This window comes from Streptomyces daqingensis (assembly GCF_014645895.1).
Lineage (GTDB): Bacteria > Actinomycetota > Actinomycetes > Streptomycetales > Streptomycetaceae > Streptomyces > Streptomyces daqingensis.
This window is the reverse complement of record NZ_BMMP01000009.1, coordinates 173,785-193,149: the sequence shown is the minus strand read 5'-3', so window position 1 is coordinate 193,149 and position 19,365 is coordinate 173,785. Positions and strand designations below refer to the sequence as shown.

18 protein-coding genes and 1 tRNA gene are annotated in these 19,365 nt (G+C 70.5%); 12 read left to right on the top strand and 7 right to left on the bottom strand.

Going from position 1 to position 19,365, the window contains the following annotated elements; all coding sequences use genetic code 11:
• Positions 1-28: 28 nt before the first annotated feature.
• Both IEY56_RS15330 and IEY56_RS15325 read right to left on the bottom strand, forming a co-directional pair.
• A complete protein-coding gene (locus IEY56_RS15330) occupies positions 29-1,027 on the bottom strand; it encodes an SMI1/KNR4 family protein (RefSeq protein WP_189037844.1) in 999 nt (332 codons plus the stop codon).
• Positions 1,028-1,344: 317 nt separating this feature from the next.
• Complete coding sequence (locus tag IEY56_RS15325) at positions 1,345-2,094, bottom strand: hypothetical protein (RefSeq protein ID WP_189037732.1); 750 nt, start codon at positions 2,092-2,094, stop codon at positions 1,345-1,347.
• 329 nt (positions 2,095-2,423) lie between these two features.
• Between IEY56_RS15325 and IEY56_RS15320 the strand changes: the two genes are divergently transcribed.
• Together IEY56_RS15320 and IEY56_RS15315 are read left to right on the top strand one after the other, a co-directional pair.
• Positions 2,424-3,077 (top strand): YwqJ-related putative deaminase, encoded by a 654-nt coding sequence (locus IEY56_RS15320; RefSeq protein WP_189037731.1) that lies wholly within the window; start codon positions 2,424-2,426, stop codon positions 3,075-3,077.
• The gene (locus IEY56_RS15315) at positions 3,074-3,589 is read left to right on the top strand and encodes an SUKH-3 domain-containing protein (protein ID WP_189037730.1); all 516 of its coding nucleotides are present in this window, start codon (positions 3,074-3,076) and stop codon (positions 3,587-3,589) included. Before IEY56_RS15320 ends, IEY56_RS15315 begins: the two co-directional genes overlap by 4 nt.
• Positions 3,590-3,621: 32 nt before the next feature.
• Here IEY56_RS15315 and IEY56_RS15310 read toward each other — a convergent pair whose 3' ends face one another.
• Positions 3,622-5,082 carry a sensor histidine kinase gene (locus IEY56_RS15310; RefSeq protein WP_189037729.1) on the bottom strand — a complete coding sequence of 487 codons (1,461 nt, stop codon included), beginning with the start codon at positions 5,080-5,082 and terminating at the stop codon, positions 3,622-3,624.
• Between the two features lie 200 nt (positions 5,083-5,282).
• Here IEY56_RS15310 and IEY56_RS15305 point away from each other — a divergent pair, with 200 nt between their 5' ends.
• The 7 genes from IEY56_RS15305 (at position 5,283) to IEY56_RS15275 (ending at position 11,049) form a co-directional block, all read left to right on the top strand.
• Positions 5,283-5,999 carry a hypothetical protein gene (locus tag IEY56_RS15305; protein ID WP_189037728.1) on the top strand — a complete coding sequence of 239 codons (717 nt, stop codon included), beginning with the start codon at positions 5,283-5,285 and terminating at the stop codon, positions 5,997-5,999.
• A tRNA-Gln gene (locus IEY56_RS15300) sits at positions 5,985-6,055 on the top strand. Before IEY56_RS15305 ends, IEY56_RS15300 begins: the two co-directional genes overlap by 15 nt.
• Before the next feature lie 142 nt (positions 6,056-6,197).
• Positions 6,198-7,667, top strand: a complete 1,470-nt coding sequence (gene glmU / locus IEY56_RS15295) for a bifunctional UDP-N-acetylglucosamine diphosphorylase/glucosamine-1-phosphate N-acetyltransferase GlmU (protein ID WP_189037727.1) — start codon at positions 6,198-6,200, stop codon at positions 7,665-7,667.
• Between the two features lie 96 nt (positions 7,668-7,763).
• Positions 7,764-8,741, top strand: a complete 978-nt coding sequence (locus IEY56_RS15290) for a ribose-phosphate diphosphokinase (RefSeq protein WP_045865200.1) — start codon at positions 7,764-7,766, stop codon at positions 8,739-8,741.
• A 285-nt stretch (positions 8,742-9,026) separates the two neighbouring features.
• Positions 9,027-9,635 (top strand): 50S ribosomal protein L25/general stress protein Ctc, encoded by a 609-nt coding sequence (locus IEY56_RS15285; protein ID WP_189037726.1) that lies wholly within the window; start codon positions 9,027-9,029, stop codon positions 9,633-9,635.
• 249 nt (positions 9,636-9,884) lie between these two features.
• On the top strand, positions 9,885-10,493 hold the full coding sequence (gene pth / locus IEY56_RS15280; RefSeq protein ID WP_189037725.1) for an aminoacyl-tRNA hydrolase: 609 nt from the start codon (positions 9,885-9,887) through the stop codon (positions 10,491-10,493).
• A 40-nt stretch (positions 10,494-10,533) separates the two neighbouring features.
• Positions 10,534-11,049 carry a hypothetical protein gene (locus tag IEY56_RS15275; protein ID WP_189037724.1) on the top strand — a complete coding sequence of 172 codons (516 nt, stop codon included), beginning with the start codon at positions 10,534-10,536 and terminating at the stop codon, positions 11,047-11,049.
• Between the two features lie 147 nt (positions 11,050-11,196).
• Here IEY56_RS15275 and ppc read toward each other — a convergent pair whose 3' ends face one another.
• Positions 11,197-13,884 (bottom strand): phosphoenolpyruvate carboxylase, encoded by a 2,688-nt coding sequence (ppc, locus tag IEY56_RS15270; RefSeq protein ID WP_229711929.1) that lies wholly within the window; start codon positions 13,882-13,884, stop codon positions 11,197-11,199.
• Between the two features lie 427 nt (positions 13,885-14,311).
• On the opposite strand from ppc, the gene IEY56_RS15265 reads away from it, so the two are divergent.
• Positions 14,312-15,307: an acyl-CoA desaturase gene (locus tag IEY56_RS15265; protein WP_189037723.1), complete on the top strand. Its 996-nt coding sequence runs from the start codon at positions 14,312-14,314 to the stop codon at positions 15,305-15,307.
• Positions 15,304-15,990: a TetR/AcrR family transcriptional regulator gene (locus tag IEY56_RS15260; RefSeq protein ID WP_045865206.1), complete on the top strand. Its 687-nt coding sequence runs from the start codon at positions 15,304-15,306 to the stop codon at positions 15,988-15,990. The genes IEY56_RS15265 and IEY56_RS15260 overlap by 4 nt, the downstream gene beginning before the upstream one ends.
• A 137-nt stretch (positions 15,991-16,127) precedes the next feature.
• Here the strand turns inward: IEY56_RS15260 and IEY56_RS15255 are convergent, their stop codons facing one another.
• The 3 genes from IEY56_RS15255 to IEY56_RS15245 all read right to left on the bottom strand — a co-directional run bounded on the left by IEY56_RS15255 (position 16,128) and on the right by IEY56_RS15245 (position 18,622).
• Entirely contained in the window at positions 16,128-17,135 is a 1,008-nt protein-coding gene (locus IEY56_RS15255) for a peptidoglycan-binding domain-containing protein (RefSeq protein ID WP_229711928.1), read from the bottom strand.
• Between the two features lie 228 nt (positions 17,136-17,363).
• Positions 17,364-17,732, bottom strand: coding sequence for a VOC family protein (locus IEY56_RS15250; protein WP_189037721.1), 369 nt, complete (start codon positions 17,730-17,732; stop codon positions 17,364-17,366).
• On the bottom strand, positions 17,729-18,622 hold the full coding sequence (locus tag IEY56_RS15245; protein ID WP_189037720.1) for a methyltransferase domain-containing protein: 894 nt from the start codon (positions 18,620-18,622) through the stop codon (positions 17,729-17,731). The genes IEY56_RS15250 and IEY56_RS15245 overlap by 4 nt, the downstream gene beginning before the upstream one ends.
• 114 nt (positions 18,623-18,736) lie before the next feature.
• On the opposite strand from IEY56_RS15245, the gene IEY56_RS15240 reads away from it, so the two are divergent.
• The gene (locus IEY56_RS15240) at positions 18,737-19,234 is read left to right on the top strand and encodes a MarR family winged helix-turn-helix transcriptional regulator (protein ID WP_189037719.1); all 498 of its coding nucleotides are present in this window, start codon (positions 18,737-18,739) and stop codon (positions 19,232-19,234) included.
• Positions 19,235-19,365 lie beyond the last annotated feature (131 nt).

The following is a 19,365-nucleotide window of genomic DNA, read 5'->3' as shown; positions in this document are numbered from 1 at the left end:
GCGTTCTCACCCCACCCTCACGTCACCCTCAGAGCTGGACGGCACGTGCGAAGCCGCCGTCCACCATGAGGTTCGCCACGGTCTCCAGCTCCGGCGGACTGCCGGCCAGCCGCAGCAGGAACTCGTCGAAGTCGGCACCGCACGGACGCAGCAGCCGCTCCGTCCGCTCCTGCACCTGGAGCCCGTCCCTGTCCCGTACGTCGTCGAACGGGCAGAACCACACCGAGCCGGCGGCCTCGCCCTTCACCTTCACGGCGAGCAGCCCGCCCTGCACGAACCCCACACCGAGGAAGTCCTTCGTGAAGTGGTCGCGCAGGCACTTGTTGACGTAGACCACGTCGTTGACGGCCGCGTCCTCGCGCACCGTGAAGAACGGCTGGTCCACCAGCAGCCCCAGCTCCGCGTCCAGGGCCACGCCCCGGGGCGCGCAGCCGCCCGCCGCCTTCAGGAAGGAGCGGTACGCGCCCGGCAGCCGGTACCCCAGCCGCTCCTCGACCTCCAGCACCTGCGACTCGCTCACCGCCGGTCCGTGCGGCACCGCGAAGTGCACGGGCCGGGTGTCCTGCAGAGGCCGCGTCCCCGTCTTCCCGTGATCGACGGCAGCCGCCGCCAGGCCGCCGTGATGCCGCAGCAGCGCCTTGACCTCCACGGGCACCAGCTCCATGCGCCGCCCCGAGGCGACGTGGTGCCACGTCCAGCCGTGCGGCGTGGCCACGGGCGGGAGGTCGGCCCACAGTTCGTGCCCGGCGGCGTGCAGAGCGGCGTTAGCCGAGACGTAGTCCGTCAGGCGCAGTTCGTCGCCGCCGAAACCCTCGGGCGGCTCCGCGATCTCGGCGGCGGCACGCGCGTACGGCGAGAAGTCGGGCAGGCCGTGCTCGTCCACCCGCACCCCTCCCGGATGGCGGGCGGCACGCACCGGATCGGGGAAGTTCACGACCTGCCCGGCGTAAGCCCGGTTCGGTGGCGCGGCGATCCCCGAGCCCTGGGAACCGCTAGGCGCCCCCAGCCCGAGCCGACCTGTCGTCATGGCTTTGGCCCCCTGCTGCACGTCCGGCTGACTCGTCACAGCCTATGCGGTAGGGCGAGAGCTCAGCACCGCCCGGGGACGCCCCGGCCCCCGGCCCGCCGGGACCTCCGCGCGGCTCCAGGCGCCCGATCCGGACACGGACGGACAAGCAGCGGGCGGACGGGCATCGGCGACGAACCCCGAAACCCCGCCGGGACCGGACGCGGACCCCGGCCAGACCGCACCGGCGTCCGGACCAGGGCGGGCGGTCGCGAATCAGTGCGGAGAGGAGCGGGCCGGAGCGCGCCCCGCCCCGAGGCTGCCGCCGTCGGTCGCCGTCAGCGGCCCCCGCCGAGCGCCGCCAGCTTCTGGTGCTGCTTCACCGCGAGGGCCTTCTCCACGGGCTGCGGCTTCCCCGAGAGCGAGATCGACATGAACGTGGCCGTCCTGCCGCCGGTCCGGACGACCGTGAAGACCAGCGGCGAATCGCTCTGCTGCTTCACGCGCAGCGTGAACTCCACCGAATCGTCCCCCACCACGCCCACCGGCCCCCGGGACGCGGTCAGCCGCACCTTGTCCCCCGCACCGTCCTTGGCGGTGAAGGACTTGCAGCCGCCCAGCGCCCTCTTCAGATCGGACAGCCACGCCTCGGCCTCGCCCTTCCCGTACGAAGCCAGCAGCACCTGCTGCACCGCACCGCCCGCCGAAGGCGAAGAGCCCTTCTGCAGCACGCCGTTGATGTACGCGGTACGGGCCCGCACGGGGTCCGAGTCCATCACGTCGGTGACAGCCGAGCACTTCCGCTCGTACGACTCCACGGTGCTCTGCGCGGGGAGCGCGTCCTTCTTGCTGCGCTGCACCCGGTACCCCTTCACATCCCCCGACTTCAGCAGCGCGGAAGCGAGCCGTTTCTCCTCCGCGGCCCCTCCCCCGCCGGAACCGCTACCGCCCTGCCCGGCCGAACCGCCCGAGCCCGAACCGCCGGAACCGCGCTCCTCCCGGCTGCCGTCCTTCTTCCCGCCGTCCCCCGCACCGTCCGAACCCGCCCCGCAGGCCACCACGGAGACGGCCAGCACCGGCACGCTCACCGCGACCCCGACGGCGCGCCGCACACGCGCGGACAGAGCACTACCACTCCGACCACACGTTCGAGTGTGACGGTCACGAGCATCGCGACGCCGTATAGAGGTGCTGAGCATTACCGGACTCCTGCCTCGAGGTTGGACGTACCGCGCATGCTGGCTCCCGCTCCGCGGAACCACCACCCCTGTTCCACACCACGTCGGAAACCGTCACAACTCCATGACATACGACGCGACATGATCGACTCGACGCCCACACTGCATACTTGGCGCCACACGCAGGCGACACACACGACACAAACGGCAGAAAGGGCCGTGCGGGGAGGAATCACCACATGAACACCGCACCGCTGCGCTCCGCACGGCTGCAGTCCACGCCGCCGCAACCCGGACCGCCCCCCGCGGGACCGCCCTACACCGGGCCCTCCCCCGCCGGCACACCCACCGCGACCGGCGCCGCAGCCGCGCCCGGCACCGCCCCGGCCGACCCCCGCCTCGGCTGGACCGCCACAGGCGACGACCACGCACCCCCGCTCCAGCACCGCCGCGACGGCATCCTCCCCGCCATCGCGGCCGCCCTCTCCGTACGCGGCCAGACCCTCACCTCCACCGCACACAAAGGCGACCAGGGACCCGCACCCCACCCCCTCGTCCAGGACTTCCTCGACACCCTCGCCACCGAACACCGCACCCGCCACACCGGCCGCTGCCCCGAAACCGTCCTGCTCTCCCGCTTCCTCACCTCCGCCGAGGACACCCGCACCGCCAAACGCACCCACCGCAGGACCACCGTCAAACCCCGCCAGATCACCCACAGCGAAGCCCGGCGCGCCCTCAAACACTCCAAGATCACCGCACGCCACATCCGCGAGGACGGCGACCCCCTGCACGGCCGCTACGCACCCCCCTGCCGCACCTGCGCGGCCCTCCTCGCCCACTTCGGCGTACGCCCCGTCGACCCCGCTGCCGCCGCCGAGGCCACGACGTGAGCCCACCCCGATCGCGCACCTCGGCCACCCGCTTCCCCATCGCCGTGGACGACGCCCTGCGCACCGCAGGATGGGAACCCGGCCGCTGGAACATGCTGCAGGCGGAACAGTGGGCCGACGCCCTCCGCGGCCACACCACCCCCGGCGGCCACCAGCACTCCGTCAGCGCCGCCGCCGTCGAAGTCTGGGCCGAATTCGGCAACCTCCCCATCGACCCCACCGGCCCCGGCACCCAGATCGCCCCGAGCAGCCTACGCATCGACCCCCTGCTCGCCCTCCACGCCGCCCGCACCCTCGCCGACCTCGGCCGCGCCCTCGACACCGCGATCTGCCCCCTCGGCACCGACGGACCCGACGCCGCCCTCCTCGCCATCGACACCGACGGACGCGTCTACAGCCTCGACCACACCGGCGACTGGTACCTCGGCCGCGACTTCGACACCGCCCTCTCGGCACTCCTCACCGGCACGCGGCCCCAGCGCCTCACACGCGAGAGCACACGCCCCGCCTGAGACCGCCGCACCCGGCCGGCCCACCCCCGGCGCTACCGCCGCCGCGCCTCCGGCCCACGCGCCGGAATCACCGCCGACACCCGGAACCCCCCCGAATCCGTCGGACCCGAAACGAAACCCCCGCCCAGCGCCGCCACCCGCTCCTTCATCCCCACCAGGCCGTTCCCCCCGCTCGGCAGCCCCGCACCCGCCGCGTCCCCGCCGTCCTGCGGCCGCTCGTTCTCCACCTGCACCGCGACCTCCCCCTCACGGTGCGCGAGCCGCACCCGGGTACGGGCACCCGACGCATGCTTGTGGACGTTCGTCAGCGCCTCCTGCACCACCCGGAACGCCGTCTGCTCCACACCCGGCCCGTAACCACGGGAGGCACCCGCACCGTCCACCGAGAACTCCACGGACATCCCCGCCTCACGCGACTGCCCGACCAGGGCCTCCAGCTCCTCCAGGCAAGGCCCCCCGTCCTCCCGGACGCCCGGCCCCCCGGAACCGCGTGACACGGACCCACCGTTCGACGCCGGACCACCCGACGCGGAACCACCGCCCGAACCCCCCGCCGGGCCGGCATCCCCCGCCTTCGACGACCCGGCCGCCGCCACCGCGAACTCCGCCAGCCGCTCCGACACACCGCCCTCCCCCGCACGGCCCTGCTGCCCCGGAAGGCCCGCCTGCCCGCCCTCCGGAGAACGCAGCACCCCGAGCATCGTCCGCAGCTCCGTCAGCGCCTGCCGCCCCATGTCCCCCACCAGCGCGGCGTTCTTCGAAGCCTTCTCCGGATCCTTCAGCGCCACCGCCTGCAACGCCGCCGAATGCACCACCATCAGACTCACCCGGTGAGCCACCACGTCGTGCATCTCCCGCGCGATACGGGTCCGCTCCTCGTTGCGCGCCCACTCGGCACGCTCCTCCGCCCGGTCCGCCAGCAGCGCCAACTCGCGCGCCAGACCGTCCGCCCGCTCCCGCAGCGACTCCACAAGCCGCCGCCGCGCCCCCACGTACAGGCCCATCAGCACCGGCGGCGCTGTCAGCACCAGAGCCAGGGCCAGGGACATCAGCGGAATGAACCACGCCGGCGGGTTGAACCCGCGGTCCTGCCCGATGCTCTGATGCATGCGTATCAGCGTGATGACCACGCCCGCAGCGGCCTGCATGCCCGTCAGCAGCACCAGGATGCGGCGCGGCACGTCGGCCACCGCCAGGCTGTAGAGCCCGACGAAACCCAGCAGCAGTCCCATCTCCGCCGGAGACACGGCCACCGAGACCAGCACGACAGCCACCGGCCACCGCCTGCGCAGCACCAGCGTCGCCCCGGCCAGAACCCCCAGCACCACACCCGCCGCGGCCGGCAGCCCGGCCGACTCCGCGAAACCGACCCCCTGGACACCGCACTCCGCCGACGACGCCGCAGCCAGGACGACGTCCAGCGCCATGCTCCTGCGGCGCTCCCACCACCAAGGCCCGCCGACCGCCGCCCGGCTCTCCCCCGTCTCGGTCATACGGCCCAGCGTACGACCGGCCGCCGGGCGTTTTCCCGCCTCCACCGAGGAACCGTCCATTCCGCCACAGAACCCGAACACTCCGTCGCACAGCCAGGACAGGGGCGACATCGCAATGGAAACGCAATTTCCCTACTCGAACTGGTGAATAACCCTCCAACTCGCCCCCACACGGTTCGGCCTGCACGGAGGCTGCCGTCATGGTGCAGGCGAAACCCGAACTGAAGGCCCGCGCTCGGGAGCTGCGGCAGGCCGGCAAGACGTACGACGAGATCGTCGCGGAACTGGGGGTGGCCAAGAGCTCGGTCTCCCTGTGGGTGCGCGATCTGCCGGCTCCGAAGCCCTCCGTGGCACGGGCCCGGATGATGGCCGAGGCGAGATGGGGCCCCTACAGGCATGAGCGGGATCTCGCCCGCGAAAGGACGGTGGCACAAGCGGCCGCGGAACTCGGCCGGCTCTCGCCGCGAGATCTGTTCGTCGTGGGAGTGGCTCTCTACTGGGCCGAGGGCACCAAGAGCAAGTCCTACCGCTTCAGCGAATCTGTCACCTTCGTCAACAGCGACCCGGACATGATCAAGGTCTACCTCGCCTGGCTCGGACTCCTGGAGGTGGCACCCGCTCGCCTGCGATTCTCGGTCATGATCCATGAGTCGGCGGACGTGAGCGCCGCGGAGCGCTTCTGGGCGGATCTCGTCGGACGGGAAGTGGCCGACTTCGGGAAGACGACACTCAAAAGGCACAACCCGAAGACCGTCCGCAAGAACGTGGGCGCCGCCTACCGCGGCTGCCTCGTCGTACGGGTCCTGCAGGGGGCCGATCTGTACCGTCGCATCGAGGGCTGGTGGTCGGGCATAGTATGTGGAGTCCGAGAACCCGAGACGGGGGATCGGGTGCAAGATCCTTCCCGGGTCGACTAAGGGCAAGTCCTTGGTTTTTGGTGCCAATGATGGGGGTTCGAATCCTCCCCCGGGAGCTCACCGTACGTAACCGCCGCGTTCGAGTTCCGCCCCTCCACATCCCCGGGGCCCGCTCGCGTGTCCGCGAATCCCGGCCTTACGCAACCCCCCGGTATCCTGCGGGTGTTCCCCCTGACCCCGTAGCCGAAGGGCACCCCCGTGAGCGCCAACCGCCCGGCAGCCGTCGTCGTACTCGCAGCGGGTGAGGGCACCCGTATGAAGTCCGCGAAACCCAAGGTCATGCACGACATCTGCGGTCGCTCCCTCGTCGGCCATGTCGTCGCCGCGTCCCGCAGTCTCGATCCGGAGCACCTCGTGGTGGTCGTCGGTCACGGCCGGGAGCAGGTGACGGCGCATCTCGCGGAGATCGACGCCGGTGTGCGCACGGCGGTGCAGCACGAGCAGAACGGGACCGGCCACGCGGTGCGGATGGGCCTGGAGGAGCTGTCCGACAGCGGTGTCGCGCTGGACGGCACGGTCGTCGTCACGTGCGGGGACACTCCGCTGCTGACCGGGGAGACGCTCCAGGCGCTGGCGGACACGCATGCGGCGGACGGCAACGCGGTCACGGTCCTGACGGCTCAGGTGCCGGATTCCACGGGTTACGGCCGCATCGTGCGCGACGCGGACAGCGGCGCGGTGACGGACATCGTCGAGCACAAGGACGCCACGGAGGCGCAGCGCGCCATCTCCGAGATCAATTCGGGGGTGTTCGCGTTCGACGCGCGGCTGCTGGTCGACGCTCTGGGCAAGGTGCGGACGGACAACAGCCAGGGCGAGGAGTATCTGACCGATGTGCTCGGCATCCTGCGCAGTTCCGGGCACCGGGTGGGGGCGTCGGTGGCGGGTGACCACCAGGAGATCCTGGGGATCAACAACCGTGTGCAGCTTGCGGAGGCGCGCCGTCTGCTGAACGGGCGGCTGCTGGAGCGGGCGATGCTGGCGGGTGTGACGGTGGTGGATCCGGCGTCGGTGCTGCTGGATGTGACGGTGTCGTACGAGCAGGACGTGACGGTGCTGCCGGGGACGCAGTTGACGGGTTCGACGCATCTCGCGGCGGGCTGTGAGGTGGGGCCGAATTCGCAGCTGGCGGACACCGTTGTGGGTGCGGGTGCGTCGGTGGGCAACACGGTCTCGCAGGGGGCGGAGATCGGGGCGGGCGCGAAGGTGGGTCCGTACACGTATCTGCGGCCGGGTACGCGGCTGGGTGCGGGGGCGAAGGCGGGCAGTTTCGTCGAGGTGAAGAACGCGGAGATCGGTGAGGGCACGAAGGTGCCGCATCTTTCTTATGTGGGTGACGCGTCGATCGGTGATCACAGCAACATCGGTGCGGCGTCGGTGTTCGTGAATTACGACGGGGTGAACAAGCACCGGACGACGATCGGGTCTCATTGCCGTACGGGTGCGGACAACATGTTTGTGGCGCCGGTCACTGTCGGGGACGGTGCTTATACGGCTGCGGGTTCTGTGATCACGAAGGATGTGCCGGCGGGTTCGCTCGCTGTGGCGAGGGGTCAGCAGCGCAATATCGCGGGCTGGGTGGCGCGTAAGCGGCCTGGGAGCGCCGCGGCGCGTGCGGCGGCGGGAGCCGGGGAGGCCGGTGACGCGGAGCGCGGGGAGGGCGACTGACGTGCACTGTCGGTTGCTGCCGGGTGCGGTGGGGGTTTCGCTGGGGCGTACGGTTGTGTCGCACGCACGCCCCGCGGAACTCAAGGAGACGGTGCAGTGACCGGGATCAAGACGACCGGCGAGAAGAAGTTGATGCTCTTCTCCGGCCGCGCCCACCCCGAGCTGGCGAAGGAGGTCGCGGATCAGCTGGGTATCGGTGTGGTCCCGACCAAGGCTTTCGACTTCGCCAACGGTGAGATCTACGTTCGTTTTCAGGAGTCGGCGCGTGGTGCTGACTGCTTTCTGATGCAGAGCCACACTGCTCCGATCAACAAGTCGATCATGGAGCAGCTGATCATGATCGATGCGTTGAAGCGGGCGTCCGCGCGCAGCATCACGGTGATCGTGCCGTTCTACGGTTATGCGCGGCAGGACAAGAAGCACCGTGGGCGGGAGCCGATTTCGGCACGGTTGATGGCGGATCTTCTGAAGACGGCGGGTGCGGACCGCATTCTGACTGTGGATCTGCACACGGATCAGATTCAGGGTTTCTTCGACGGTCCTGTGGATCATCTTTTCGCTCTGCCGGTGCTGGCGGACTACGTGGGCGGGAAGGTCGACCGCGACAAGCTGACGGTGGTGTCGCCGGACGCGGGCCGGGTGCGGGTGGCGGACCGGTGGGCCGACCGGCTGGGTGCGCCGCTGGCGATCGTGCACAAGCGCCGTGATCCTGAGGTGGCGAATCAGGTGACGGTGCACGAGGTGGTGGGTGATGTCGAGGGCCGGGTGTGCGTCCTGGTCGACGACATGATCGACACCGGGGGGACGATCTGCGCGGCGGCTGACGCGTTGTTCGCGAACGGCGCGGAGGACGTCATCGTGACGGCGACGCACGGTGTGCTGTCGGGTCCGGCGGCGGACCGTCTGAAGAATTCGAAGGTGAGCGAGTTCGTTCTGATGAACACGCTGCCGACGCCGAGTGAGCTGGATCTGGACAAGATCACGGTGTTGTCGATGGCGCCGACGATCGCGCGTGCGGTGCGTGAGGTGTTCGAGGACGGCTCTGTGACCAGCCTTTTCGACGAGCAGGCGTAGTTCTGCCGCGGTTTGTGCGGGCCGTTGCGGCGGCCGCGCGGGCTGCTCGTTGATCGATTTCCGCACGGCCTTCCTCGCCGCGTAGACTCCTGGGGTCGCTCGGCGAGGGAGGCCGTGTTCGTGCGTGGACGTGCGGGCCCGGCTCATCCGTTATCGACGCGCGCTCTTCGTCAGGGCTCCTGGGACGGTTCGTTCGTGGTCGGCTCTGCGGCGTAGCCGGTCTGTCGTGGACGGACCGAGTGACACCACAGATGCGGGATCCGTTTCGATTGCGAGGAGCGCAGCATGGCTGACGTCAATCTTTCCGCCAGTGTCCGTACCGAGTTCGGCAAGGGTGCGGCGCGGCGTCTGCGCCGCGAGGAGAAGGTCCCCGCGGTGATCTACGGGCACGGCGCTGAGCCGGTGCACGTGGCGCTGCCCAGCTACGACATGATGATGGCGCTGAAGTCCTCCAACGTGCTGATCCACCTGGAGGTCGACGGCAAGAAGCAGCTGGTCATTCCGAAGGCCGTGCAGCGTGAGGCTATCCGCGGCTTCCTGGTCCACATCGACCTGCTGATCGTCCGCAAGGGCGAGAAGGTCAACGTCGACATCCCGATCCACGTCGAGGGCGACCTGGCGCCGGGGCAGCACCTGCTGGAGCACGTGCTGATGGCTCTGCCCGTCGAGGCGGAGGCGACGCACATTCCGGAGTCGGTGACGGTCTCCGTCGAGGGTCTTGCCGCGGGTGACGCGGTGCACGCGCACGAGATCCAGCTGCCGAAGGGCACGTCGCTGGCGATCGACGGCGACGACATCGTGATCCAGGTTCTGTCGGCGCAGGCCGAGGAGCCGGCTGCCGACGAGGAGACCGAGGGCTCGGTGGAGGCTCCGAGCGAGGTCGCTCCTGAGTGATCCGCTGTCGCGGGTCGCCCGCCGGTGAGGTGCCTTGCGGGGCTGCCGCCGGGTGACCGTGGCTTTCCGCGGCTGCCGTCGCGTTCTCCGGCTCGTGCTGCTTGTGCGGCCGGGTGCGCGGCGGCAGTTGTTCCTCTTTCTTCGAAGGTTTCTCGAGGTCTTCCTCCCGGAGGTCTCTCTCGTGGCCTTCTTCTTGAAGCTTTCTTCCGAAGATTCTTCCCGAAGGTTTTCTCCCGAAGGACCGCATAGATGACGACCGATGCCAGTACGGGTGGGACGGCCGGGCCGTGGCTCGTGGCGGGGCTGGGCAATCCGGGTCCGGGTTACGCGGGCAACCGGCACAACGTGGGTTTCCTGGTGACCGATCTGCTCGCTTCGCGTCTCGGTGGGAAGTTCAGGACGCACAAGTCCCGTGCCCGCGTGGTGGAGGGGCGTGTGGGTGTGCCGGGGGTTTCGGGGCGGCGGGTGGTTCTGGCCCAGCCGATGTCGTTCATGAATCTTTCGGGCGGCCCTGTCGGGGCGCTGCGTGATTTCTACAAGGTGCCGGTGGAGCGGATCGTCGTGGTGCACGACGAGCTGGACATCGATTTCGGTGCGCTGCGCCTGAAGAAGGGCGGCGGTGACAACGGCCACAACGGGCTGAAGTCGCTGACGAAGACGCTGGGTCCGGACTATTTCCGGGTGCGGTTCGGTGTGGGCAGGCCGCCGGGCCGTATGCCGGTCGCTGATTACGTGCTGAAGGATTTCTCCGGCGCGGAGCGCAAGGAGCTGGACTACTTCGTGGACCGGGCCGCGGATGCGGTGGAGACGCTGATCGTCGACGGTCTGGAGCGGGCGCAGAGCACGTACAACTCGTAGACGGTTGACCCGCCGGTAGGTTTCCCAGAAGGATCTCGCCATGTCCTCCTCGACGAGCACCGTGAAGCGCAGCCGTACCCGCAGAGCCGGGGAGAGCGCGTTCGGGATGCTTCTCCTGGTCCGCAACATCGTGCTGCTGCTGGTCTGCCTGCTCGTGCTGGCGGGCGGGGCGTGGACGTCGTGGAAGACGGCGGGGCCCGCTCTGACGGGTGACGAGCGTGGCACTGTGCGGGTCACCAGGTGTGTGGCCGACGAGTGTTCGGGAACGTTCCGGCCGGCGTCCGGGGGTGGTCCGGACGTGCGGCGGGTGAAGGTCGCCGAGTCGGTCTCGGGGGTCGTCGGCGAGCGTCTGCAGGTGGCGTTGGTGCCGGGTTCGAAGGAGGCCGTGCGTACGGGGCCGGCGGGTGCTCTCTACGGTGCGGTGCCGTTCGGCGGTGCGCTGATGCTGGCGGCGCTGGTGCTGTGGCTCGGGCTGCGGTGGCGGGGTACGGCGCTGGTGGTGGGGTTGCTCGGTGCGGCTCTGACGATGACGTCGTGGGCGTTGCTGACGTTCTGAGCGTGTCCCGGCGGCCGCTGTGCGCGGGCCTGCCGTCTCTGATTTCTCTGTGGGTGCGGCTCGGCGCCGCCGCTGCGGGTGGTCGTCCGCTGCGGCGGCGCCGTGGCCGTTCCGCGGCCGGTGAGGGTCTCACCGGCCGCCCGGGGGTCAGCCGGTGTTGCGCAGTCCGGCGGCGACGCCGTTGACGGTCAGCAGCAGGGCGCGGCTGAGCATCTGGTCGGGTTCCTCGCCGCGTTCGGCTGCCGCACGCTGCCGGTGCAGGAGCGTCACCTGGAGGTAGGACAGCGGGTCGAGGTAGGCGTCGCGGATGGCGAAGGTCTGCTTGAGGACGGGGCTGGCGTCGAGGAGTTCGCGTTCTCCGGTGATACGGAGGACTTCCCGCACGGTCAGTTCGTGTTCGGTGCGGATGGTGCCGAAGACGTGCTTGAGCTCGTCCGGCACGAGGGTGTCGACGTAGTGCTGGGCGATGCGCAGGTCGGTCTTGGCGAGGGTCATCTCGACGTTGGCGAGGAAGTTCTGGAAGAAGTGCCAGTGTTCCTGGGCCTCTTCGAGCACTTCGCCGAGTCCTGCCTCGCGGGCGGCGGCGAGGCCGGTTCCGACGCCGAACCAGCCGGGGACGATCTGTCGGGACTGCGTCCAGCCGAAGACCCAGGGGATGGCGCGCAGTCCGTCGAGTCCGGCGCCGCTGTCGGGCCGCCGGGAGGGGCGGGAGCCGAGGTGGAGTTCGGCGAGCTGGTCGACGGGGGTGGAGGCAAAGAAGTAGGCGGGCAGGTCGGGGTCCTCGACGAGCCGCCGGTACGCGCCGTGTGCCGCGTCGGAGACGGTGTCCATGGCGGCGTCCCAGCGGGCGAGCGCTTCGTCGGACTGGCGGGGCGCGGTGTGCAGCGCGGACGCCTGGAGGGTGGCGGCGACGGTCAGTTCGAGGTTCTCCCGGGCCAGGGACGGCACGAGGTACTTGTCGGAGATGACCTCGCCCTGTTCGGTGACCTTGATCTCGCCTTCGAGGGTGCCCCAGGGCTGGGCGAGGATCGCGTCGTGGGTGGGGCCGCCGCCGCGGCCGACGGTGCCGCCGCGGCCGTGGAAGAGCCTCAGCCGCACGCCGTGCCGGTGCGCGACGTCGCGGAGGCGCCGCTGGGCGCGGTGGATCTCCCACTGGGAGGTGGTGATGCCGCCGAACTTGGAGGAGTCGGAGTAGCCGAGCATGACCTCCTGCAGGTCGCCGCGGAGGGAGACGAGCTTGCGGTAGGAGGGGTCGGAGAGCATCGCGTCGAGGAGTTCGTCGGCGATGCGCAGCTCGTCGGTGGTCTCCAGCAGCGGCACGATGCCGATGCGGGCCCAGCCGGCGTGCAGGTCGACGAGGCCGGCTTCGCGGGCGAGGACGGCGGCGGCGAAGACGTCGTCGGCGCCCTGGCACATGGAGATGATGTACGACTCGATGACTTCGGGTCCGAAGGTCTCCAGCGCCTTGCGGACGGTGGTGAACACTCCGAGGGTCTTGGCGCCCGCCGCGTCCAGTGGCGCGGGCGAGGGCGAGAGCGGGCGGCGGGAGCGCAGCTCCTTGGCGAGGAGGCGCTGCCGGTAGTCGCGGGGCATGTCGATGTAGCGCCAGGACTGCTCTCCGAGCCGGTCGAAGAGCTGCCCGAGGGCGTGGTGGTGGGCGTCGGCGTGTTCCCGTACGTCCATCGTGGCGAGTTGCAGGCCGAACGCGGCGAGTGTGCGCAGGACACGCTCGAGGCGTCCGTCGGCGACGAGTTCGCCGCGGTGGGCGCGCAGCGACGTCTGGAGAAGCTTCAGGTCGTCGACGAGTTCGGTGTTGCCGAGGTAGTCGCGTCCGTCGGCGTGGGGGGCTCCGGAGGCGAGCCGGTCGCGGGTGTTGAGGAGCTTCTGGCGGATGCAGGTGGCCTTGAGGCGGTAGGGCTCTTCGGCGTTGAGGCGCTTGTAGCGGGGGCTGATCTCGGGCAGCTGCTCCAGGTCGCGGCCGAGGGAGTCGAGCAGTTCGCGCGTGGCTCCGCTGTTGCGGATCGAGTTGGACAGGGCGCCGCGCAGCTCGTCGATGTGTTCGAGGGCGTCGGTGATGCCGTGTTCGTGCTGGAGGAGCAGCACTTCCCAGGTCACTTCGGGTGTGACGTTGGGGTTGCCGTCGCGGTCGCCGCCGATCCAGGTGCCGAAGGTGAGGGGGCGGGTGCCGGGGGGCAGGGGGGCGCCGGCACGGGCGAGTTCGGCGGCGAGGTCCTCCAGTACGTCGCCGACGGCGCCGCGGTGCAGTTCGTCCAGGTAGTAGACGGCGTTGCGGGCTTCGTCCGCGGGTTCGGGCCGTGCGACGCGCAGTTCGTCGGTCTGCCAGACGAGGTCGACGTTCTCCGCGAGGCGCAGGTCGGTGCGTCCGCGGTCCGTGGGGTCGGTGTTCTCCAGCAGTTCGGCGATCTTGCGGAGCTTGGTGAGGACGGAGCGGCGGGCGGCTTCGGTGGGGTGCGCGGTGAAGACGGGGCGCACGCCCAGGTTGCGCACGGTGGCGGCCAGGTGCGCGGGGTCGGCGTCCTTGAGCATGTCGGCGGTGCGGGAGAGGTTGCCGCCCTCGGCGGCGCGCTTGGCGCGCAGTTCGCGGCCGCGGTGCACCTGTTCGGTGACGTTCGCGAGGTGGAAGTACGTGGAGAAGGCCCGTACGAGCTTGGTGGCGGTCTCCAGGTCGGTGCGGCCCAGCAGGGCGGCGGCGGCTTCGCCGTCGCTGCGGGTCAGGGCCCGTACGCGTTCGACGAGTTCGAGCAGCTCGGCGCCTTCCTGGCGTACGAGGGTCTCGCCGAGCAGGTCGCCGAGGCGGCGGATGTCGGCGCGCAGCGCGCTCGTGGACTCGGCTTCCGCGGCGGTGCTGTCCGGGGGTGCGGCCTGCGCCGCGGAGTGGGTTCCGGTGGCGGTCGGCGCCTGATGTCCGAGGTCGTCGGCACGGTTCACATCGGCACTGCTCACAGGTGCGGCTCCTTGCAGATCTTGCAGTGTTCGCTTCTGGCAGGTCGCGGACCGCGCTGTCCGGCGCCTCCCAGGATAGGCGGGGCTACTCAGCGTCCGGACGTGCCGTCCGATGGGTGAGCACGGTGCCCGCTCCGCGAACCCCCTCTTGATAGGCCACTCAGGGCTGCCATACTTACGAGGCCGTAGGTTACGGTTCCGTAGGGCTTGGGTGGGTACCCGCCACCGGCCCGTTCCGCTTTCGACTCCCCGACTCCCCGACTCCCAACCCCTTACCGCTCTTGAACAAGGGACATCTATGACCAGCAGCCCCCCTGACGTACTCGACTCCCCGAAGACCGAGACCCGACCGGACTCCGACGAGGCCGCCTCCCTGGCGACGCTGGGTGGTGACAAGCGTCATTCGGCCGAGCAGATCGCCCTGCTGCTCTTCATCGTCGTCCCCTTCCTCGCCCTGGTGGCGGCCGTGCCGCTGATGTGGGGCTGGGGGGTGAGCTGGCTGGACCTGGGCCTGCTCACGGCGATGTACTTCATCGGCTGCCACGGCATCACCATCGGATTCCACCGCTACTTCACGCACGGCTCGTTCAAGGCGAAGCGGCCGTTGCGCATCGCGCTGGCGATCCTCGGGTCCCTCGCCGTCGAGGGCCCGGTCGTGCGGTGGGTCGCCGACCACCGCAAGCACCACAAGTTCTCCGACGCCGAGGGCGACCCGCACTCGCCGTGGCGCTACGGGGAGAGCGTCCCCGCCCTGATGAAGGGCCTGTGGTGGGCGCACGTCGGCTGGATGTTCGACGAGGAGCAGACTCCTCAGCACAAGTACGCGCCCGACCTGATCAAGGACCCGGCGATCCGGGCCGTCTCCCGGCAGTTCGTGCTGTGGACGACGGTGACGCTGTTGCTGCCCGCCGCCATCGGCGGCCTGGTGACGATGTCCTGGCAGGGCGCGCTGACTGCGTTCTTCTGGGGTTCGCTGGTGCGTGTGGCGCTGCTGCACCACGTGACGTGGTCCATCAACTCCATCTGCCACGCGGTGGGCAAGCGCCCCTTCAAGTCCCGCGACAAGTCGGGCAACGTGTGGTGGCTGGCGATCCTGTCCTGCGGTGAGTCCTGGCACAACCTGCACCACGCCGACCCGACGAGCGCGCGGCACGGTGTGGAGCGCGGCCAGATCGACTCCAGCGCCCGCATCATCCGCTGGTTCGAGAAGCTGGGCTGGGCGTACGACGTGCGCTGGCCGACCACTTCGCGAATCGACTCCCGCCGCAAGGAGCAGTCCGGCCAAGCGGCATGATGGAGGCTGTGCCGATCGACGACAGCACCGCCAAGCCGGCCAGGGCGCCCAAGAAGGAAAAGCGCGCTGCCCGGCGCCGCATGACCGGGAAAGAACGCCGCGAGCAGCTCCTCGACATCGGGCGTGCCCTCTTCGCCGAGCGCGGCTTCGAGGGCACGTCCGTGGAGGAGATCGCGGCGAAGGCCGGGGTCTCCAAGCCCGTCGTCTATGAGCACTTCGGCGGCAAGGAGGGCCTCTACGCGGTCGTCATCGACCGTGAGATGCGCCAGTTGCTGGACATGGTGACGAGTGCCCTCACCGGAGGGCACCCCCGTGAGCTGCTGGAGCAGGCGGCGTTCGCGCTGCTCGACTACATCGACCTGTACACGGACGGCTTCCGCATCCTCGTGCGGGACTCCCCGGTCGCCCAGTCGACGGGCAACTTCGCCTCTCTGATCAGCGACATCGCCACGCAGGTCGAGGACATCCTCGGCCGGGAGTTCAAGTCGCGGGGCTTCGACCCGAAGCTCTCGCCGCTGTACGCGCAGGCGCTGGTCGGGATGGTCGCCCTGACGGGGCAGTGGTGGCTGAACGTCCGGAAGCCGAAGAAGGCCGAGGTGGCCGCCCACTTGGTCAACCTCGCCTGGCACGGCCTGGACGGGCTGGAGGCCAAGCCCCGGCTCATAGGCCACCGGCGGAACTGAGGCCCTCCCGCCGCGCAGCGCCCCGGCCCGGTGCGCTCGGTGCAGTTCCCCGCAGACCCGGAAGGGGCGGCCCGCACACCGCGGGCCGCCCCTTCGTCATGTCGTCCGCCCGCACGTCTCCGTGCGGGGCCGCACCGTCAGCGGGTGCCGACGAGCGCCTGCCACGTCTGCGGACCGACGGAGCCGTCGACGGCGAGGCCGTGTGCCCGCTGGAAGTCGGTGACCGCCTTGTCCGTCGCGGGGCCGAAGCTGCCGTCGACCTCGAGGCCCGCGCCGTAGACGTTCAGCTGGGTCTGCGCGGCGCGGACAGCGTCGCCGGTGGCGCCCTTCTTGACGGCCTTGATCAGCTTGGGCCAGGTCTTGGGGCCGATCTCACCGTCGGCGACGAGCCCCGAGCCGGACTGGAACGCCTTGGCCTGCGCCACGGTCTTCGGCCCGTACGAGCCGTCCGCCTCGGTCATGTGGCCGCGGGCGCGCAGCAGGTACTGGGCCGCGGTCACGTCGGCGCCGGTGGCTCCCTGGGCGAGATTGGGGTACTGCGCGCTCGGGGGCGTCTCCGGCGGGACCTCGCCGGTCAGCTTCACGGGGCGGTAGGGCTTGTACTCGCTGCCGGCGTCGAGGCCGTACTTCAGCACGCGGTGGTCGGTGCCGTGGCCGCCGCGCTGCTCGAACGCGGAGTAGGCGGAGTGCGAGGAGTCCGTCCACTTCTCGAAGATGACGACGTGGCGGGTGGTGTTGGAGCCGTCCGCGTCGATGAGCAGGTCGCCGGGCTTGAGGTCGGCGAGGCTGATGGGCGTGGTGATGGAGCGGTCGCCCGCGAGTCCGACGGTGTTGGGACCGGGCTTGGACAGGCCGAGCGTCATCGAGACGTAGCCGGAGCAGTCCTGGCGGTAGCCGTCGGACCAGGTCTTGGTCTGGCTGTAGGGGACCTGCGAGCCGTTGTTGGCGGTGAGCCACGTCGCCGCCCGGTTCAGCATCTCCTGCGGGCTCAGCTCGGCCGCGGCCTTCTGCTCTGCGGCGGCGGTCTGCACCGAGCCGGGCTCGCCCGCGAACGAGGACGGTACGAGGACGGCTCCGACGACGGCGAACGCACCGGCGACGGCGGTGGCCGCGTAGATTCTGGCTCTGCGGCCCAGTCCGGACATGAGCACGGTGGTACCTCCTGGGGTGGGGGGACGGTTGCCCGACGCACCCGGAGAGAGCGGGGGTGCGGCGGCGCTCATATGGTTGTCCAGTTCACGTCAACTCCTGAACGCGCGAGCTAAATCTTCACGGCTCCGCCACAATCGGAATCAGCCCAAGCACCTCATCGCGGGATGTTCGGCGCATCTTCCGGGGTGCGCCCGCGCGCCCGGCCGCCGCACGGGCGCGGCTCACTCCGGCGGATCGGGCTCCAGGAACTCCAGCCGGTTGCCGACGGGGTCCTCGGTGTAGAAACGCCGGTGCGCGGGGAGCCCGTCGTCCCACGTCACCGGTGCGCCTCCACGGCCGAGCCGGGCCGCGAACACGTCGATCCCCCGCACCCGGATGCCGGGATGCGCCTTGCGGGCCGGGCGGAAGTCCTCCTCCACGCCGAGGTGCAGCACCACGGCGCCCGCCGCGAACCAGCAGCCGCCGCGCACGGCCAGCGCCGGCGGTTTCGCGATCTCCGCCATGCCGAGCGTCCCCGCGTAGAAGGCGCGCAGCACGTCCTCGGAGCCCGGGGGCGCGGCGAGCTGGACGTGGTCGAGGGAGTCGATCACCGGTCCGCCTCCTCCTTCACGGCGACGACGAAGACACGGCGGAAGGGGAGCACCGTCCCGGCGGATTCGCCCCCTGGCAGCGGCGGATAGGCCTCGCGGAGCAGCGCCCCGTACTCGCCGACGAACTCCTCCCGTGCCGCCGGGTCGTCCTCGAGGAGGGTGAGGACGGGGCGCAGCGCGGTGCCCTTGACCCAGTCGAGGACGGGGTTCTCGCCGTGGAGCAGGTGGGCGTAGGTCGTCTCCCACGCGTCGACCTCGCAGCCGAGGGGTGTCAGGGCGGCGAGGTAGCCGGCGGGGTCGAGAACGGCGCCGCCCCGGGGCTCCGCGCCGAGCCGGTCGCGCCAGCGCGGCGAGTTGCGCAGCTTCCACAGGAGGGTGTGGCTCGGGGCGTCGAAGTTGCCGGGCACCTGGAAGGCGAGAACGCCTCCGGGGCGGAGGGCCGCCGTCCAGCGGCGGAGGAACTCCACGAGACCCGCGTCCGCTTCCCCCTCTCCCGTGACGGGGTGTACCCGTCCCTTGCCTGCGGCAGGGAGAACCCAGTGGAGGGCGGCGTTGGAGAAGAGGAGGTCGAAGGTCTCCCCCGGCTCGGGGCGCCACGTCGTGAGGTCGGCGTGGGTGAAGTCGAGCCGGCCGCCCGAGGACGTCGTGCCGGAGTAGGCACGCGCCTCGTGGAGCATGGCCGGCGAGTTGTCGTAGCCGGTGACGTGCGCCCCGGGCCAGCGCTCGATCAGCGGCAGCGAGGGCCCGCCCGGCCCACAGCCGAGGTCGGCGACGCGGGGCCTCTCCTCGTCGGGCAGCGTCGGAACCCGGGCCAGCAGGTCGAGGACGGGGCGCAGGCGGTGCCCTGCGTGGCGGGAGTACTGGTGGGGATCCCACACGGGTGACGTCATGGCGGTCACGCCTCCTCCGGGCCGAGTATCTCGACATCGAGAGACTTCATCCTTCAACGGCATTATCTCGATGTCAAGAGACTTCACGTCGACACAACTACTACACTGATCACTATGGAGGACGAGGTCGATCGACTGGTGGCAGCCTGGCGCCGCGAGCGCCCGGACCTCGACGTGGAACCCCTGGAGGTGCTCAGCCGTGTAAGCCGCCTCGCGCGGCACCTCGACCGCGCACGCCGCCTCGCGTTCTCCGAACACAACCTGGAGCCATGGGAGTTCGACGTCCTGACCGCGCTCCGCCGCGCAGGCACGCCCTACCAGCTCTCGCCCGGGCAGCTCCTGACGCAGACACTCGTCACCTCCGGCACCATGACGAACCGCATCGACCGGCTCGCCAAGAAGGGCCTCGTCGAGCGGCTGCCCGACCCCAGCGACCGGCGCGGCGTCCTGGTGCGCCTCACCCCCGAGGGCCGCGACAGGGGCGACAGCGCACTCGCCGGGCTGCTCCACCAGGAACGCGCCATCCTCGCCGAGCTCTCCACCGCGCAGCGCGCCGAACTCGCCTCGCTGCTGCGCCACTTGACGGCACCGTTCGACAACGTCCCCGGCTGAGACGGGCGTAGCGCGTCCCCGGCCGGAGCTTGCCGGCCGGCGGGCAGCGGCCCGGCGTGAACCCCCGTACGGCGTAACGCTGTTGACCGCTGCCGGGCCGGCGGAGTGCCCCGGTGCATCCGGCGGTGCAC